The organism is Flavobacterium sp. GW823-FHT06G12, from assembly GCF_058794775.1.
Genome location: NZ_JBXAHE010000002.1, coordinates 1,156,588 through 1,174,348, shown reverse-complemented (window position 1 = coordinate 1,174,348; position 17,761 = coordinate 1,156,588). Strand labels below are relative to the sequence as shown.

Here is a 17,761-nt window from a genome sequence, read left to right as displayed (position 1 = left end):
TTTATTTCTTTATTGTTTCTGCCTTAAAAATGTCGGCAAGTAAATGATCTAATTGTTTGTACTCGATTAAAAAAGCGTCATGTCCGTGAACCGAATCAATTTCGCTATAGAAAACATTGTCTTTAAACTTCTTCAATTCTTCGTAGGTTTCTACATTTTCTTTTGCTGTAAAAAACAAATCTGAATTGATTCCGACAATGTGAATTGAAGCTTTTGTTTTAGACATTAAGTTTTCAAAACTTTCACTATTTCTAGTAATATCAATTGTTTTAAGCAACTGATTCATTAATTTATAAGAAGACAATTGAAATCTTTTCTGCAATTTTTTTCCGTGATGCGCCAGCCAGCTTTCGATATTAAAAATCAAAAGGTCTTGATTAATCGTGCGCTGAAATTTTTCTTTGAATGATTCTGGCGAACGGTAGCACAGCATTGCGTGAATTCTGGCATCTTCGATTGGTTTTGAAGAATTGTTTAGAATTTGCTCTTGTAAAAAGCAATTGGCAATAAGCCAATCAGTCGATTTCCAGTCACTCGCAATCGGAATAAGATTTTCTGTAATATTTGGTGCTAATGCTAAAATTTCCCAAGCAATTCCGCCACCAACAGAACCTCCGATAACTGCAAAAAGCTTTTCGATATTTAACGTTTTTACGCCCTCGATAAAGATTCTTGCAATGTCTCTGGCTGTAAAATCTAAATAGTTGTCAATTAAAAAGGAATTGCTTCCGTTTCCTGGAATATCGAAAGCCAAAATGGTATAAACAGCAGTATCAATGGTTTTGCCTTCACCAATCAAGTCATTCCACCAGCCGTTTTCGCCAGTAACTTGCGAATTTCCAGTTAAAGCATGGTTAACCAAAACAATAGGCGCGCTGTGCAAAGGTTGTCCTGCCAGCGTAAAACTTAATGGTATAGAATGATAAGTTGCACCACTTTCTGTGATGAAATCTTGAATTATAATGGGATTTGGTATATTTTCCAATTTCAAATCTGTTGTATTATTGATTTGTATATGGAAATATTAGAAAGAAAAACTAGGTTTAACTAGAAAAAATCTTGTTGTTATCTTTCCACGTTTGGCGTGGTAGAATGTAGCACCTTCTTCGTTTTACCGAAGGGTTGCTAAGGCTTCATCGGGTCTAATCCCTCGTCCTTTCTTTATAACATTTCAATACGTGTTTGAACTTAACGGTGCAAATTAACTACTAATTTCTCAAACAAACAAATTTTATCTAAAAGTGTTTGTTAAATTTCTGAGACTTATTTTAGCAAAAACTATTATACGCAAAAATTTACCGAACAAAAATGCCCAGTAAAATTAAGCAGGTTTTACCCTAAATTTATGATGCTTTTCCGTTTAGATAAAAAGCGTTTCATTTTCTTTTGAATACATCAAAAACAATAAAGAATTTGGCACTTTTTTCTCAGCGCTTTTATCTTCCTCTGTGATTCCGAATCTTGGATGAGCCAATTCATTTGTTGGCGGCGGATTACTATTTTTTGTCCTTCTGTTTTTCAATTTAGAAATTTTTTCTGCGAAGTAGTTCAATTTGCTCATGATATTAAGTTTTAGTTAAGTTGTGTTTTATAATCTTTATTTCTCGTTTATCTTTTTGTTAAGTCATTTTCTAGAATAAAAAAACCCTTTTGGATTTTTAGATACCAAAAGGGTTTAAGTTTTTAAACTCATTTATACTTTTAGTATCAACAGACGTTCACGCAAATAAGCGCGACAGCAAACATCTTAGTGTTCATCTGTAAGGATTTATTCATCTGTGATTTATATTGTATTTTATTTAAATTCTGCATTTGTTGTAAATTAAAAAGCCTCCTAAAATATTTCTTAGGAGGCTTTTACTATATTATTATTGTATTCTTACAATTTTTTAGCAATAGACACCCCCGCCTCGGTCTTAACCGAAATGGCACAAAACATTTTGTTGACTTTTAAGTTCATTTGATTTCTAGTAGTTTTTGGGTATAACAAATATGCAAATATTTTTCTTATTACACAAATAAAATTCAAGAATTTAATTACAAAATCCGTTGAAAATGTGTTTTTTAACGTTAAAAAACATCTTACAAAAACGAAAACGAAATAACACAAGTAAAAAACTTACAAAACAAGCCAATTTTCCTTCATAATTCCATTTGACAAATCAATTTATCAAAGAACTTTTTTCTCTTTTATATTTTTTTTAACTAAAAAATTACAGCCAAACGGCTTCTTTACTCCTAATTCGCTCCGCAATTTTCAGAATATCGGTTATAATTCCTCTAGAAATTGCTTGTTTGCAAGGTGGAGCGCTCTGAATTACGATTGGAATATCTGCATAAGATTTAGTGAAAATTTCAAAAATGGTATCAGAACCTTTTAATTGTCCTATTGGAGAATTTATTGGTTCCGAAATTAATTTGACTTCTAAAGTGCCTTTTTCTACATCAAACTCTCCTACATATCTCAATACATGATTTTCTGCTTGAGTAATTTTGGCGATTTTAAAAGATTTATCGACAGCATCTTTGTTTAGCACTCCATTTTTCTCCAAATGCTCTTCGGTTATAAAGGGCTTGATTGTAATGTCTGAAAACTCAAAATCTTTTCCTATTTCTCTGGCCAATATCAGAAGCTTTCTTGCAGAATCGTTTCCAGACAGATCTTCTTTAAAATTAGATTTCATTAAACCTAAAAGGCTCGCATCTTTCAAAACAGACGAAAACGAAACATCTTCTGATGAAAATCGATTAAAGACATAACTCAAATTATCAGAGAAAACCCCTCGAATCGTAGTGATTTTTTCTCCAGAATAATATAGATCTCTTAAGGTCTGCAAAACAGGAATTCCAGTTTCAACCGACGTTTCGTACAAAAACTCCTTGTCATACTTTTTAAGATCTGCTCTTAGTTCTTTATATAAGTCAATCGGAAGCGTATTGGCTTTTTTGTTTACTGCTACAATATTGAATCCGTTTTTAATTAACGTATTGTAATGCTTCACCAATTCATCGCTGGCTGTTGCGTCTACAGCAATCAAGTTTTCGAATTCATTTTCTTGTGCAAATTCGACAATATCTTCTACTTTAAAAGGAACAGCCAATTGTCTAAAATTGGTTTCCCAAGCATAACCAACACCTTCTTTCTCAAAAAAGGCAACCGTCGAATTGGTTATTATTGGAAAATGAAAATCGACGTTTTTACTTTCCAGAAAAAACTCTTGACTTTCAATAATTTGATTAATCAAAGTACTTCCGATATTTCCAATTCCGAAAAGGATAATGTTTATTTTAAGCTTTGACATAATTTCTAACATTTTAATTTTTTAAAACCATATAAGTGATGTAAGTTCATTTAATATCCAAACGTTTATCAAGGTAGACGCACTGCAGTGCGTCTCTACAAAATGCACTTATATTCCCTATATGGTTTAAATTTTATAATGGTGTTTTTCATAAAAAATTACCTTTAGCAAAACCACTCGCTAAAGGCAATTTTTCAAACAAAAAACAAAAAAACCTAATTTTTATTGATGCTGAATTGAGAAAGCGAAACGTTCTCAAAAACAGTCTGAAGATCAGCAATTAAATCTTCAATATCTTCAATTCCCACAGACAGACGAATCAAATCTTTAGAAACTCCAGTTTCTATTTGTTCTGCTTCTGTCAATTGCTGGTGTGTTGTACTTGCTGGGTGAATAATCAGTGATTTTGTGTCACCAATATTGGCCAGCAAAGAGAACAATTTTGTATCGTCTACCACTTTCTTAGCTGCATCAAAACCTCCTTTTAATCCAAAAGTGATAATGCCGCTTTGACCTTCTGGCAAATATTCTTTAGCCAGATCAAAATATTTATTTGATTTTAAACCTGGATAATTTACCCAGACTACCTCATCTTGTTTTTCTAACCATTCAGCTAGAGCCAAAGCATTTTCACTGTGTTTCTTGATTCGAATTGGAAGTGTTTCTAGTCCCTGAATAATCTGAAAAGCATTAAATGGACTCAAAGCAGAACCAAAATCACGCAGACCTTCTATTCGAGCTTTTGCTATAAAAGCCGCATTTCCTAAGGCTTCATGATATACTAATCCGTGGTATCCTGCAGATGGCTCGGTAAATTCCGGGAATTTTCCGTTTGCCCAATCAAAGTTTCCAGCATCAACGATAACGCCTCCTAATGAAGTTCCGTTTCCTGCGATATATTTAGTTAAGGAGTGAATTACAATATCGGCACCATATTTAATTGGGTTTAATAAATAAGGTGTCGCAACTGTATTGTCTACTATAAATGGTACTTTGAATGCTTTGGCTTCTGCCGAAATTGCTTTTAAGTCTAATACATCTAATTTTGGATTTCCTAGAGACTCAACAAAAAAAGCTCTTGTGTTTTCTTTTGCTGCTTTGGTGAAATTTTCTGGTTTTGAAGGATCTACAAATGTGGTAGTAATTCCTAATCTTGGCAAGGTAACTTTTAGAAGATTATAAGTTCCTCCGTATAAACTATTTGACGCTACGATATGATCTCCTGCTTTTAGCAAAGTCAATAAAGTTGTAGAAATTGCCGATGCTCCAGAAGCCGTAACAACAGCTCCAATTCCGCCTTCAAGCGCTGCAAGACGCTGTTCTAAAATATCGTTTGTCGGGTTGTTTAATCTCGTGTAGATAAATCCAGCTTCGGCAAGACCAAATAAATTGGCTGCATGATCGGCGTTATTAAATACATATGATGATGTCTGATAAATAGGCACGGCTCTTGTTCCTGCGTTTTTAGTTACGTCGTGTCCTGCGTGTAATGCGTTTGTTGCAAATTTTTGTGTGCTCATGATTTCTTAGTTTTTAGGTATTTTTAATACGTTTTATATTGTAATTGATATTGATTTTTAAAATTGATTTAAGCTAAAATATCTTCAGCTTCTTCTTCAAGATCATATAAATGAAATAGTAATGATTTTTGTGTTTTTGTCTGCTGTGCAGGATCATATTTTAGCGTTTCAGTCGATGTCTCTTCCGAATTATTATTTCTTAATAAGTATTGAAATGCGATTGTATTTATATCTAGTGTATTCATGATTTAAAATTTAAAATGTTGGAAATAAAAAAGCCCTTTCGGATGGCGACCAAAAGGGCTTATAGTTTAACTATAACAAAGATTGTCTCTTTCACTTTTGGCAACAGCAAATTGGGATGCACATTTGCATCATCTTACAACACATCATATTTCTTTTTGCTATTGTTTTCATTTTTATTTAAAATTTGAATTCTACTATTTTTTAAATTCGACTAATTCGATAGAGTAAATGTAATAAGTATTTTTTTAACGACCAAATTAAAATTGAAATTTTGTAATATTTTTTTTTGAAATTTCTTTCAAGCCTTTCAAATAAAGACTTGAAAGAAATTTATTTAATTAGAATTTAAAGCTCAAACGAGCAAAACCAAATCTTCCGTTTAATCCGAATTGAGAAACTGCTCTTGAATACGCAAACTGATTCGCATTTGTCAAATCTGTACTTGGCGCTGGCGACAAAGTTGGCGTTGTGTTTGTAAATGCAGGAGTTGCAGGATTATTTCTGTCTGGATAAACATCTCCTATATTATTAACTCCAATTGTAGCTCTAAAATGCTTGTTGATCTGATATCCTAAAGATAAATCTGTAACCAATTTTGCGCTGTATTCCGGATGTTCGTACACAGAAGAAAATCCGTCTAAATTCACATCTGTTGCTCCTGGGTCTGTAACTTTTCCGAAATAGCTGTTTCTTAAATAAATATCCAGTTTTTTAATGCTGAATGTTGTCATCAAATTGGCCTTTACTTTCGGAATTGCTTCTTCTAAATATACTCGGCTTGATTCTGGAAAGAATGAATAAATATACGGTTCTCCACCTGCATCTACGATAGATTTTGGAATATGCAAATCGCCTACTCTTTTGGTTTCGTTGAAACTAAATGCAAAATCGTTTCTAATTGTGAAATCCTGAATTACATCGTATTTCTGAGAAATTACCAAATCAATTCCTTTTGTTTCAGAATCAATTCCGTTTGTCCAGAATGAAGCTCTTTCTACTCCTTTCAAATCAAATGCTTGCTGAAATAAAGTCAACGCCTCTGCCTGTTCTGGCGAAGTTGCAGCACCAATTTGCGCATCTGTTGGTCTAGAATATTGTCCAGACAATACAATTCTGTCGTTGATTCTTGTAAAATAAGCATCAGTTGCAATGGTTATGTTAGCTTCAGGAATTTTGAATGTAAATCCTGTACTGATGCTTTTTGATTTTTCTGGTTTTAAACTTTCAATTCCAATGCTTTTTGCTGCTTGCGAATCGTTTGTAAAATACCCCACTTGATATGGAGAACCGTTTATAAACTGAGTAGAACTTGACTCAAAATATCTTTGCTGTAAAGACGGCGCTCTAAAACCTGTCTGTCCAGAAATTCTCCAATTGATATTATCATTTAATTTTAAAAGAGAAGCCAGTTTAAAAGTGACCGTATTTCCAAAATCCGAATAATTTTCATAACGCGCAGCTCCATTTATAAGCCATTTTTCAGTGGCATTCAATTCTAAATCAACATAAGCAGCACCACTTTTTCTGTTTTTTTCTTTAGCATCCGAAGGCTGAAATCCTGAAAATCCTTGCGCTCCTGCTCCACGTTTGTTTCCAAAGAAGTCAGTTACTATCAATGGTGAATTGCTTGGCAAAATTCCAGAAACTAAATTTCCGTTTACATCATACAATCCGTAAGAAGCTTCTTCTCCTGCTTTAATTTCGTAGTTTTCATATCTGAATTCACCTCCAAAAGCAACATTCAGTCCAGAAAGAACGTCTAGTTTTTTACTAAAATCCAAATTGGTTGTGCTTTGTAAAAACGAAACTTTTCCTGCATCAAAACTAAAAGGAGAATTTGTCCCTAAAGTTGCATTGATGGAATTATTTACATCATAATTAAAAGAGTTTGTTCCTAAATTTGTGCTTAAATCAGTATCAAATCCAAATAATTGCGTAGTTACACCAACTGCTGCAGAAGCATCTAAAATTTTTGATTCAATTTCCGGCAAAAATCCGTTTTGGTACACTTGAGTGAAAGTTCCAGAACCATTTGGCAATCTATTAAAGGCATATGATTTTCCGCTTCTATACGATATTCCACCAAAAGAATACAAAGAAGTTGTTTCTGTTAAAGGATATTTTGCATTGTAATATGCTTGTCCTGAAGCCAATTCTGACTGACCAACACTCATATTATAATCACTTCTCTGCTGTCCTCTGTAAGCTAATTCATTATTAGTAACATCAAAATTCAAAGCGGTCTGCATCTGCGCAATTGTCGATGCCGATGCAATAGCACTTTGTTGAGCTGTTGTAAAATAACCTACTTGTGGAGCATATTGTTTTAAAGAAGACAAAATCTGAGCTGAATTTGTAGTCGTATTAATGTTGCTAAACAAAGAGTTAATTTCTACACCATCTTGTGCCGCTCTATTTTCTACTGCATTGTAAGCATTAAAAATAGCATTGCTTCTAATTCCTGCTCTGCTTGTTGCTTGTCTTGTTACGGCAGTTCCTGTAATGTTCAAGAAACTTCCTGGTTTGCCTAATGAAGTTCCGTAGTTTAAATCGATTTGGGCAGTTTGTCCGTCTGCTCCTCCTTCAAAATTATTTGATCCCGAAGATAAATTTGCTCCATATTGAATTCCTCCTGTTAGATAATTAGCGTTTTTCTTTAGAACAATATTAATAACTCCCGCAATCGCATCAGAACCGTATTGTGCGGCAGCTCCATCTCTTAAAACTTCAATTCTTTCTATGGCAAAAGACGGAATGGCATTTAGGTCTGTTCCAACAGATCCTCTTCCTGGCGATCCGTTTATGTTTACTAAAGCACTTGTGTGTCTTCTTTTTCCGTTTACTAAAATCAGAACCTGATCTGGCCCTAATCCTCTTAATTGTGCAGGATCTACGTGGTCTGTTGCATCTGCTGTAGATGTTGGGTTACTCGTAAACGACGGCGCAACATAATTTAAAATTTGAGTTACGCTTGTTTGCGGTGCTCCTTTTGTTATTTCTGATACATTAAAAACATCAACCGGAACTGGCACATCTGTTTTTACTCTGTTTTTACTTCTTGATCCAATAATAGTAACTTCAGACAGTTCGTTGTTTTTTAAACTATCCTGCTCTTTTTTATTGTCCTGAGCATAAAGTCCTGAAAAAGTCACAAGACCTAAAACGATTAGTACATTTTTCTTCATTTCTTTTTTTACTGATTAATTATTGTTTTTGGCTTAAAAAAAATCTTACAGGTTTGTTTTTGGCATAAAAAAAACCTCTGCGGTTCGGCAGAGGTTCTATTTATATTTTATTGAAAAATAATTACAATAGCGTCTCTGCGGATAACTCCGGCATCTTACAAGACATCATATTGCAAACTGTAAATTTCATTTGTTTCTTTTATTTTAACGGGGCAAAGTTGCAAACTATTTTTTAATCGACCAAACAAAAAACAAATTATTTTCTATTACCCTATCAAAATAGTATGTTATTGTTAAATTTCTGCTAGAAAAAATAAAAAAAGTTGAACTTTAATTTGCAAATCAAAATGGTTTCATACCTTTGCACCCGAAACAGAGGAAAAATTTGAACTGATTGCAACCTCTTCATAATGAAATGGTTTCGTTATGAATGCTGAAAGATTTGTTTCAGCAGTAAAAAATGCTAAAGCAGAAACTCTCCTTTAGCCCTTTTTAGCAATTATTTTTCCCGCTTAATTTTAAATTAAAACATTATTATTACATTATTATGGCTTATTTATTTACGTCAGAATCTGTTAGTGAAGGGCATCCAGACAAAGTTGCAGATCAAATTTCGGATGCATTAATTGACAACTTTTTGGCATTTGATGCTGACTCAAAAGTAGCTTGCGAAACGTTAGTTACAACTGGTCAGGTTATTTTAGCAGGTGAAGTAAAATCGAATACTTATCTTGATGTTCAGCAAATTACACGTGAGGTAATCCGTAAAATTGGATATACTAAAAGTGAATATATGTTTGAAGCGAATTCTTGTGGAATTCTTTCAGCTATTCACGAGCAGTCTGCAGATATTAACCAAGGTGTTGACAGAGCTAAGCCAGAAGAACAAGGTGCTGGTGACCAGGGAATGATGTTTGGTTATGCTACAAACGAAACTGAAAACTACATGCCATTGGCATTAGATTTATCTCATAAATTATTACAAGAGTTAGCAATTTTAAGACGTGAAAACAAAGAAATCACTTATTTACGTCCGGATGCTAAATCTCAGGTAACTTTAGAATACAGCGACGATAACAAACCAACTCGTATTGATGCGATTGTTATCTCAACTCAGCATGATGATTTTGATGAAGAAGCTGCAATGTTGGCTAAAATCAAAAAAGATATTATCGAAATCTTGATTCCAAGAATTATCGCTAAAAATCCAGAGCACGCTCATTTATTTAACGATAAAATCAACTACCATATTAACCCAACAGGAAAATTCGTAATTGGAGGACCTCACGGAGATACTGGTTTAACAGGAAGAAAAATCATTGTTGATACTTACGGTGGAAAAGGTGCTCACGGTGGTGGTGCATTCTCTGGAAAAGATCCAAGTAAAGTAGACAGAAGTGCTGCTTATGCAACTCGTCATATCGCTAAAAACTTAGTTGCTGCTGGTGTTGCTGACGAAATCTTAGTTCAGGTTTCTTACGCAATTGGAGTTGCTGAACCAATGGGAATCTTCATTGAAACTTACGGAACTTCTAAAGTAAACTTAACTAACGGTGAAATCGCTAAAAAAGTAGAAGCTATCTTTGATATGCGTCCTTACTTTATTGAGCAAAGATTAAAATTAAGAAATCCTATTTATAGCGAAACTGCTGCTTATGGACACATGGGACGTAAACCAGAAACTGTAACTAAAACTTTCTCTGCTCCAGGCGGAAACGAAAAAACAGTTACTGTTGAATTGTTTACATGGGAAAAACTTGATTTTGTTGACCAAGTAAAAGCTGCATTTGGATTGTAATTCAATCTAAATTTTAAATACTAAAAAGGCTGTCTAAAAATTTTTAGACAGCCTTTTTCTTTACTTCTATACTTCCTAAAACTAGTAAGTTCCGTTACTCATTTTAGTTAAAACTTCTTTCATTTGATTTGCAGTTTCTTCATCAACATCACTAGTAATATATTTTACTGCTAAAACCTGTGTTTCGATAGCTTTTTGTGCCTGTCCATCTTTATAATACAATTGTGCTAAAGTGTCTAAATAGTATGGATTGTTTTTAGATATCACCAAGCTATATTCAGACCATTTAATAGCGTCTTTAATAAAGTTTGAATTCTGTGGCTTTAATACTACTGTCCATGCTGCATTATTACAAATATCTGAGTGGTAAAGTTTAAACGAATTCCAACCATCATAAGAATAACTTGAGCTAGAATCTAAACCTGAAAAAATAGCGTCTAATTTTTCTATTGGACTTACTCCAGCCAAAGTTGAATCAAAATAAGCATTAAACTCTCTTAAGTAAGTTGTATTCGAACCATCTTTTTCTTCAATCTGACCTAAATAGTAAAAGTAATTTCTATAAACATCAAAATTACCTTTTCCAGATGCAATAATTCTTTTATAAAGCGAATTAATTTTTTCTTTATTTATTTCTCCCGAAACGCCATCTTGAGAAAGATAAATGTTTTGCTGTAAGGCATCTGAAATTTCAGAAACTACGTTTCCAACACTGTGAATTTCTCCTTGTTTATTATTAAAATCTGTACGATTGCTTTCAATATCTTCTGAGTGATTTAGCAAATAATCAATTGCTAAGAAATCTGTATCGTTTAGAATTCTATCTGTACCGAAAAGCTGTTTTGTAAATCCTTGGTTTTTGATTTCTTTAATAATCGTTTCTACCAAATACATATTTGCAGCTTTATCTTTTTGATGTGATTCAATTAACTTTTTCCAAGTTTCAGTCACCTCTTTTTGGTTTAAAGCCGTTTTTGTAATTACAAATTCAGTCGAATTAGGATCGTTTACTGAATAATCTGAATCATAATCATAAGATGTTTCTAATAAGGCTGCCTTATTAAAAGCTGCGATTAAATCTGAGTCTGAAGCTTTTTTGTTCTTTAACACTTTGTCTATAGAAAGGAAAGCATTTGCTTTTTGAAGTTTTCTATAAAAATCGCCATAATAGCTAAACTGATATTGCTGTGCTGTTAAATCTGATTTTGCAGCGGCAAGTACATCACCGTTTCCGTTTAAAACCAATACGCTTGGATCATTCGTAATTTTATTATTTTTTAGCCATTTTTTATCATCGGCTCCAGCCAAATAATAATTGTAAGTATCATACAGTGCATTATACGAATCGTACATATTATATCCTGTCTGAGTTTCCTGTTCTTTTACAAAAGCATTAAAACCTTCCTTAGCCGATTTATTCTTGCTGTCAACCACAACTACCAAAAATTTATTGTTAGCTGTTTTTGTCGATTCTAGAGCCTTTTTTAGATTGTCTTCGATTTTTAGTTTAAAATCGTATTTGGTATAAGAAGCAGGAGTATCAAGAGGATATTCTGCTGCTGGTACCGCAGTAGTATCAACTGGCAGACTATTATATATACTGTCTACTACAGCGCTTCCATAAGAATCATAAAGCGAATCTTTCCCTGGATAAGTCCAGTTTGAAATACTTTCAGTTTGTATTGGAACCACTGTTGGAGCTTTAACAGGCTTTTCCTCTTTTTCATTTACAAATACCAAAGGATCTTTTCCTGCTTGATCAGAAATTCTCAATTCTTTCGTATTCTTATCAAAAGATCCTGCAAGATTCAAATCGCTAAGAATTGCCAAATCATAGTTGATCGTTACTTCTGAAACATCTTTTGGCAATGTGTATTTATTAACATCACTTTTTCCATTATAATCTTCGTAAACCAAATAAAGGAAATCCGTTTTTTCTATTTCAAAATCTAAATCTGTTTTGATATATTCAGGATCTACTTTCGTTTTTATATCTGAAAGCCTCTGATATTGAACTGCTTCTGTTCCTTTTTGAGTTCCTATATAAAAAGAATAATAAGACGGATTCAAAAACTTAATCTTAATTTTTTTTGCTTTTTTATCCTTAACAAAAGAAAGATCAAATCTATTATCGACGGTATTTTTACTTTTTAAGAAAACCAAAGAATCACCTTTAATTTCATATCCTCCCGAATAAAAAACCAATTCGTATTTATTATCATCCAATAAATTTAATTTGATTTTTCCTCCTTTATTTGTAGATAAATAAGTTCCCTTTTCTAATCCATTTGTTTGGGCAAAAGAGATAGAAATTCCAGCAAACAGGAGTGATAAGCTCCAAATAAAATTGCGCATAACTACATATTTTGTTGTTAATAATATAGCGCAAAGATATCTGATTCTCCTTTAAACAAATCACAAAAAATCATAATATTTGCAGTTAAAATACTACAAATTGTATTTCATAGAAAATATGATGTAACGTGGCTGTACAGTGTATTGTGAGACTCTTGTAGAGAACTGCGAGAAGCTGTCATCATTAAGATATTTTGTGTTCAACAAATTGGTTGCCGAAATTTTATATTCCCATTTGCTGTTTTTCTTTTGATAAATTAAACTGGCACTTAAGAAATCATATTCGTTATCGACTGTTTTATCTCCATTATAATAGTGATAGAATTCATATTCTGAAACAAAAGAGAAACTATCTAAAAAATAGTAATCTAACTTTGCAAAAGGCTTGTCGGTATAAAAAGTGGAACCACTATATTTATTAATTAAAAGATTATATCCAAATTCGATATTGGGAAGGTTTTTATAATTAGTAGAAGCTTTTACAGTATAGCTCTGAACAAAACTTTCTGTTGTTCTCAAGTCATCATTTTGAATGTTATTAAACTTTGACCAGTTTAAACTTGCATTAACAGAAGCTTTGTAGTTTTTTAAAAATGAACGTCCATAAGCTCCCATTCCTGAGAAAGTTTCATCTGCCAAATTAGAATTATATGGAACAGAAGATTGATTGATTCCGTCAAAATCTGCTTTTGTTTTAATCGCATCTACCTTTTTTGTATAAGTCGCATTGGCAAAAATGTTCTCAAAATTAAACATGTTATATTTGAAATAACGAAGCGTATGCACTTGCGAAGTTGCATTTTCTAAGAAACGATTTCCATGAAATAAACTACTGTAATCAGACAAAACATATCCCGCAGCTAATTGGTTAATATCTGTAAAATCATTCGTTAAAGAGAAATTATAAGTAAGCGTTTCAGATTTTTTAATTTGGTACAATGCAAAGAAATCTGGCAGTATTTTGCTAAAACTTTGAGAATAATCTGTTCTCTCTTGTCCGTTTGTCATTTGATACGTATGCAGGCTTACTCCTGGCGTCAATGTAAATTTTCCAGTTAGAATTTTATAATGAAAACCTACGAACGCATCATTGAACCTATAATCTACATCATTATTATTTTCAGGATTATTTAAATCATTTCTGCCTCCATTATCTAACATTTGAAAAATATGAGAATTGAAATTCTGATAAGAATAGGTGTTTCCTAAAGTAACATTGAAATTACTTTTGGGAGTTACCATGTAATAGTAATCCAGTTTAGCATCGAGCTTATTCGTTTTTACAAAACGATCCTGATTGTAATCATTTCTAGATTGTGTAACATCATATCCTGACAAGGCAAAAGGAAGTGTTTGCAGGTTAGCATTATAAAACGGATTCTCATCTTGATACAAATGCTGCATTTCAAAAGCAAAAATATTTTTAGCGCTTTGCGTGTAATACAAATTCAAATTCTGATTAATTGAAGTCGGATCTTGTTTTTTAGTGGTAAAAATATCTTCCGAAGTTGCTACATTCTGCACAATTTGCTCTCTAAACAAATCTGAATATTCTTCTTGTTTAGTAAGTTTGGTCAAAATATCATAATCAAACTGAAATTTGTCGTTTGGCTTATAGGTTGAGCTTAATTTAAAAAGTCCCAAATTATTTTTTTGACTTGTATTTTCGTTATTTTTCTGCTGATCTCCAGAATCTAAAATTGTGGTTTGCGATTTGGTTTCCAATTCTGTTTTTGAAGTTGATAGAATTCCAAAACCGCTTATATTCCAAGCTTTATTAATCGAATAAGCAAAGTTTGTAGCTCCGAATTTAGTTTCAATTTCTTTTGCACGATTATTTCGAAGCAATGAAATTCCCAAATCATTTGAAGAAACATTAAAACTGCTCCCTCCTTTTTTCATCAAGTTTTTAAACCCACCCGTAAACTTAAAATAATCTTGTGCCGTAAGAGGCAATTCGCCAATATTATTAAAATTGGTAATTAAATTAATGCTGTATTTCGGGCTGTAATAAAACAGTTTCGGATTAATGATATATCGGCTATCCAATTCTGCAACACCAATTCCTGCGGTAACGTCTCCAAACCAAAAATTCTTTTTCCCTTCTTTCAGTTTAATATTCATTGCCACATTATCCTGATCGTTTTCAAGTCCTTTTAATTGACTAATTTCATTATAATTTCTTAAAACCTGAACTTTATCAATAGCATCAGCAGGAATATTTTTTACGCCTAATTTTGTATCTCCGTCAAAAAAGTCTTTTCCTTCCACCATTAATTTGCTGACTTTTTTTCCTTCTACTTCTATTTCTCCGTCAGCATTTACCTCAACTCCTGGCAGTTTTTTTAGAACATCTTCAAGCTTTTTTTCTGTTCCAGATTTAAAAGAATCAGCATTATAAACAATCGTATCTCCTTTTATAGAAACGGGCATTTCGCGAACAATTTCTACTCCTTCCAACTCTATTCCTGCTCCATCCAAAACAATATTCTGAGTCATGTTTTCAGCTTTTGTAGATACAGCAATTTCCTTAGATTTCATTCCCAAATAACTCACTTTAATAGTATAAGCAGTATTTGGCTTTAAAGTGAGCTGAAACTTTCCTTTGTCGTTCGTAATTCCATACGAATCCATTGCTTTGGTTCCGTTATTAATAGCCATGATATTAGCCATTTCTAACGGATTTTTCTGTTCATCTTGAATAAGACCGTCAAAACGAACACTTTGTGCAAAAGAAAAAGAAGTAATTAAAAAGGCGACGAAAAAATATAGCTTGTTCATTAAAAAAGGATGCTTAGAATAAATAATAAAGGCTTTGAGTTATCTTCCTGGGGGAGGAGGAGGTCCGCCAGCACGACCGCGGTTCATCTCTCTAAATTCTTCCATTTTTTTAATTACTGTTTCGTCATATTCTTTTTGAGAAATTACTTTTCCTTTTTTAGAAGGTTTTATATCCACTTTCTCTTTAGCATTCAAAACAATTTTCGAGCATAAAATTGTAGTTGTTCCATCATTAATTTCTAAAATTAAACCAGGAAGCCCCCAATAATTTTCTGGCCCTTGATTAATCGGAATTTCTGGTGTATACCAAGCCGTTACCACAATTTCTTTTGGCATTTCAAAGTTGTCTGCAAAGTTGGTTTTAGTATCTCCTGACGTCTTTTTAGCTTCGTCCTTTTTATCATCGTTATTCTTAGGTCTAAAGTTTCTAAAATCGGTTTTGCTTGCTTGTTTTACTGCTGTCGCTTTATAACAATTATATCCTCCAATTTGTTTGGTTTCTTGTTCTAATTTCCAGTTTAGCTTTGGCAGCGAATCAACAACAAGAAATTCTTTGCCCATAAATTCTTTATCTACGGTATACGTTTTTGTTTTTACGTCTTTATAAAAAGTTCCTCCGCCTCCCGTAAGAGAGCCAAACATCATTCTAAAACCTCCTTGCTGTTGGCCAGGCGCTTCTAGTTTTTCTTCTTCTTTATAAATTGATGCTGCTTTATCGAAATTTAATATGAATGTTTTTTCTAGCATTTTTTTCATGCGCTCCTCCATGTTTTTCTGCATCTCTGGCGTGATGTCTCTATTTCCGCGCATTCCTTCAAATTTTGGCGCTTGAGTTTTCGATTCGTAAACAGCCATTCCTTGAAAATCTTTTTGCGCTTGAATTTGTGTTGAAACAAGCATCAAAGTCATATAAAAAAATATCTTTTTCATTTCGTTTTTCTTTAAGTGAGCAAATTCAATAAAACTTACATTCAAATGTATTATTAATTTTAAAATTCAAAAAACTAAATATATTAATCGCATGATGGTATAGATAGAATCGTCTATTTTTTAGACTATTAGTATAAAAAAAGGTTTAAGCCTTAAAATTGATGTTTTAATGCGAGTTTTTTGTAATTTGGTAATCTTGTAAATCAATTTTCTAATCTGTAAAACCGTGCAAAAAATTTTATTCTCCATACTTCTTTTCTGCACTTTTCATGCGCTTTCGGCTCAGGATTTGAAAATAAATCCGACCTTAATTTCGCAGTACAAAAATACTTCAGATGAATTTTTAGGATATGATTCATTTGGGTATTCTTATCAGATAACAAACAACGTTTTTAGTAAAATTAAAGGAAAAGAAATTTTCGAATACAAGAATGTATCTTTGGGAAAAATCACAAAAGTTGATCTTCAGAATCCGTTAAAAATTGTTTTGTTTTATGAAGATTTTAATAGCGTTGTCTTATTAGATAATCAATTAAATAAAATGACTGAAATTAACTTTTCGCAGAATACAACCCCAATTGTAGTAAGCGCAATCGGAATGTCAACACAAAATCAACTATGGATTTACAACACTTTAAATCAGCAGATTGGTCTATTTGATTATTTGAAAAATGAATATAAAACGGTTTCAATTCCGTTGACTGAACCAATTCAATATTATCAAACCGATTTTAATGCTTTTTATTGGATTGATAAGAAAAACAACTGGTTCTCTTGTGATATTTTCGGAAAAATCACTTCGTTAGGAAAAATAACCGATTTTGATAAAATTGCCATTGTTAATTCTTCGCAATATCTTTTCAGTAAGGATAATTTATTGTACTTTAAAGGGTTTAACAAAGTAAATTCAGATGTAATTTCTGAGATTAAAATTTTAGAAAAAAGCTTTGACAATTTTTATTACAAAGACCAAATTTTATCTATTTTTACAGCTACAGATATATCAAATTATAAAATCGTAACACCGTAATGCACATAGCAATAGCAGGAAATATAGGCGCAGGAAAAACTACTTTGACCAAATTATTGGCGAAACATTTCAAATGGGAACCTCATTATGAAGATGTAGTTGATAATCCGTATCTAGATGATTTCTACCATCAAATGGAACGTTGGTCATTTAATCTTCAGATTTATTTCCTTAATAGCCGTTTTCGTCAAGTGCAGCAAATTCGCGAAAGCGGAAAAAAGATTATTCAGGATAGAACGATCTATGAAGATGCACATATTTTCGCACCCAACTTATATGCAATGGGATTAATGACAAGCCGTGATTTTGAAAATTATACGTCTTTATTCGAATTAATGGAATCTTTAGTTAAAGCTCCAGATTTGTTGATTTATTTAAGAAGTTCTATTCCTAATTTAGTGGGGCAAATTCACAAACGCGGACGCGAATATGAAAACTCTATTTCTATAGATTATTTGAGCCGTTTGAACGAAAGATACGAAGCTTGGATTCAGACTTATAGTAAAGGGAAATTACTAATCATTGACGTTGACAACATTAATTTTGTTGACAATCCTGAGGATTTAGGAGATATCATTAATAAAATTGATGCTGAATTGAACGGATTGTTCTAA

12 protein-coding genes and 1 riboswitch are annotated in these 17,761 nt (G+C 32.5%); of the genes, 3 read left to right on the top strand and 9 right to left on the bottom strand.

The annotated features are described in order from the left end of the window. Position 1: 1 nt before the first annotated feature. The 6 genes from AC1Q5Z_RS11995 to AC1Q5Z_RS11970 all read right to left on the bottom strand — a co-directional run bounded on the left by AC1Q5Z_RS11995 (position 2) and on the right by AC1Q5Z_RS11970 (position 8,253). Complete coding sequence (locus AC1Q5Z_RS11995) at positions 2-985, bottom strand: alpha/beta fold hydrolase (RefSeq protein ID WP_343587882.1); 984 nt, start codon at positions 983-985, stop codon at positions 2-4. A 77-nt stretch (positions 986-1,062) separates the two neighbouring features. Then, positions 1,063-1,170, bottom strand: a riboswitch (SAM riboswitch). A gap of 190 nt (positions 1,171-1,360) precedes the next feature. Next, positions 1,361-1,561 carry a hypothetical protein gene (locus AC1Q5Z_RS11990; RefSeq protein ID WP_198854638.1) on the bottom strand — a complete coding sequence of 67 codons (201 nt, stop codon included), beginning with the start codon at positions 1,559-1,561 and terminating at the stop codon, positions 1,361-1,363. Between the two features lie 652 nt (positions 1,562-2,213). Continuing rightward, complete coding sequence (locus tag AC1Q5Z_RS11985) at positions 2,214-3,302, bottom strand: homoserine dehydrogenase family protein (RefSeq protein WP_492444982.1); 1,089 nt, start codon at positions 3,300-3,302, stop codon at positions 2,214-2,216. 215 nt (positions 3,303-3,517) lie between these two features. Then, the gene (locus AC1Q5Z_RS11980; protein ID WP_343587878.1) at positions 3,518-4,822 is read right to left on the bottom strand and encodes an O-acetylhomoserine aminocarboxypropyltransferase/cysteine synthase family protein; all 1,305 of its coding nucleotides are present in this window, start codon (positions 4,820-4,822) and stop codon (positions 3,518-3,520) included. A gap of 68 nt (positions 4,823-4,890) precedes the next feature. Continuing rightward, positions 4,891-5,067 carry a hypothetical protein gene (locus AC1Q5Z_RS11975; protein WP_177211093.1) on the bottom strand — a complete coding sequence of 59 codons (177 nt, stop codon included), beginning with the start codon at positions 5,065-5,067 and terminating at the stop codon, positions 4,891-4,893. A 339-nt stretch (positions 5,068-5,406) separates the two neighbouring features. Continuing rightward, on the bottom strand, positions 5,407-8,253 hold the full coding sequence (locus tag AC1Q5Z_RS11970) for a TonB-dependent receptor plug domain-containing protein (RefSeq protein WP_343587876.1): 2,847 nt from the start codon (positions 8,251-8,253) through the stop codon (positions 5,407-5,409). Between the two features lie 547 nt (positions 8,254-8,800). Between AC1Q5Z_RS11970 and metK the strand changes: the two genes are divergently transcribed. Continuing rightward, on the top strand, positions 8,801-10,051 hold the full coding sequence (gene metK, locus AC1Q5Z_RS11965) for a methionine adenosyltransferase (RefSeq protein ID WP_492444979.1): 1,251 nt from the start codon (positions 8,801-8,803) through the stop codon (positions 10,049-10,051). 81 nt (positions 10,052-10,132) lie between these two features. Here metK and AC1Q5Z_RS11960 read toward each other — a convergent pair whose 3' ends face one another. From AC1Q5Z_RS11960 to AC1Q5Z_RS11950, 3 genes are all read right to left on the bottom strand, one after another. Continuing rightward, positions 10,133-12,406: a hypothetical protein gene (locus tag AC1Q5Z_RS11960; RefSeq protein WP_492444977.1), complete on the bottom strand. Its 2,274-nt coding sequence runs from the start codon at positions 12,404-12,406 to the stop codon at positions 10,133-10,135. A 93-nt stretch (positions 12,407-12,499) separates the two neighbouring features. Beyond that, positions 12,500-15,187: a carboxypeptidase-like regulatory domain-containing protein gene (locus AC1Q5Z_RS11955; RefSeq protein WP_492444975.1), complete on the bottom strand. Its 2,688-nt coding sequence runs from the start codon at positions 15,185-15,187 to the stop codon at positions 12,500-12,502. Between the two features lie 39 nt (positions 15,188-15,226). After that, entirely contained in the window at positions 15,227-16,117 is an 891-nt protein-coding gene (locus AC1Q5Z_RS11950) for a GLPGLI family protein (RefSeq protein WP_198854645.1), read from the bottom strand. 226 nt (positions 16,118-16,343) lie between these two features. On the opposite strand from AC1Q5Z_RS11950, the gene AC1Q5Z_RS11945 reads away from it, so the two are divergent. Then, the gene (locus AC1Q5Z_RS11945; protein ID WP_492444973.1) at positions 16,344-17,147 is read left to right on the top strand and encodes a hypothetical protein; all 804 of its coding nucleotides are present in this window, start codon (positions 16,344-16,346) and stop codon (positions 17,145-17,147) included. Further along, positions 17,147-17,761, top strand: a complete 615-nt coding sequence (locus tag AC1Q5Z_RS11940) for a deoxynucleoside kinase (RefSeq protein WP_111367772.1) — start codon at positions 17,147-17,149, stop codon at positions 17,759-17,761. The genes AC1Q5Z_RS11945 and AC1Q5Z_RS11940 overlap by 1 nt, the downstream gene beginning before the upstream one ends.

Bases quoted from the DNA above. Each gene is read 5' to 3' on its own strand.
- AC1Q5Z_RS11990 (WP_198854638.1), bottom strand. From the start codon at position 1,561: ATGAGCAAATTGAACTACTTCGCAGAAAAAATTTCTAAATTGAAAAAC.
- AC1Q5Z_RS11985 (WP_492444982.1), bottom strand. From the start codon at position 3,302: ATGTCAAAGCTTAAAATAAACATTATCCTTTTCGGAATTGGAAATATC.
- AC1Q5Z_RS11980 (WP_343587878.1), bottom strand. From the start codon at position 4,822: ATGAGCACACAAAAATTTGCAACAAACGCATTACACGCAGGACACGAC.
- AC1Q5Z_RS11975 (WP_177211093.1), bottom strand. From the start codon at position 5,067: ATGAATACACTAGATATAAATACAATCGCATTTCAATACTTATTAAGA.
- AC1Q5Z_RS11970 (WP_343587876.1), bottom strand. From the start codon at position 8,253: ATGAAGAAAAATGTACTAATCGTTTTAGGTCTTGTGACTTTTTCAGGA.
- metK (WP_492444979.1), top strand. From the start codon at position 8,801: ATGGCTTATTTATTTACGTCAGAATCTGTTAGTGAAGGGCATCCAGAC.
- AC1Q5Z_RS11960 (WP_492444977.1), bottom strand. From the start codon at position 12,406: ATGCGCAATTTTATTTGGAGCTTATCACTCCTGTTTGCTGGAATTTCT.
- AC1Q5Z_RS11955 (WP_492444975.1), bottom strand. From the start codon at position 15,187: ATGAACAAGCTATATTTTTTCGTCGCCTTTTTAATTACTTCTTTTTCT.
- AC1Q5Z_RS11950 (WP_198854645.1), bottom strand. From the start codon at position 16,117: ATGAAAAAGATATTTTTTTATATGACTTTGATGCTTGTTTCAACACAA.
- AC1Q5Z_RS11940 (WP_111367772.1), top strand. From the start codon at position 17,147: ATGCACATAGCAATAGCAGGAAATATAGGCGCAGGAAAAACTACTTTG.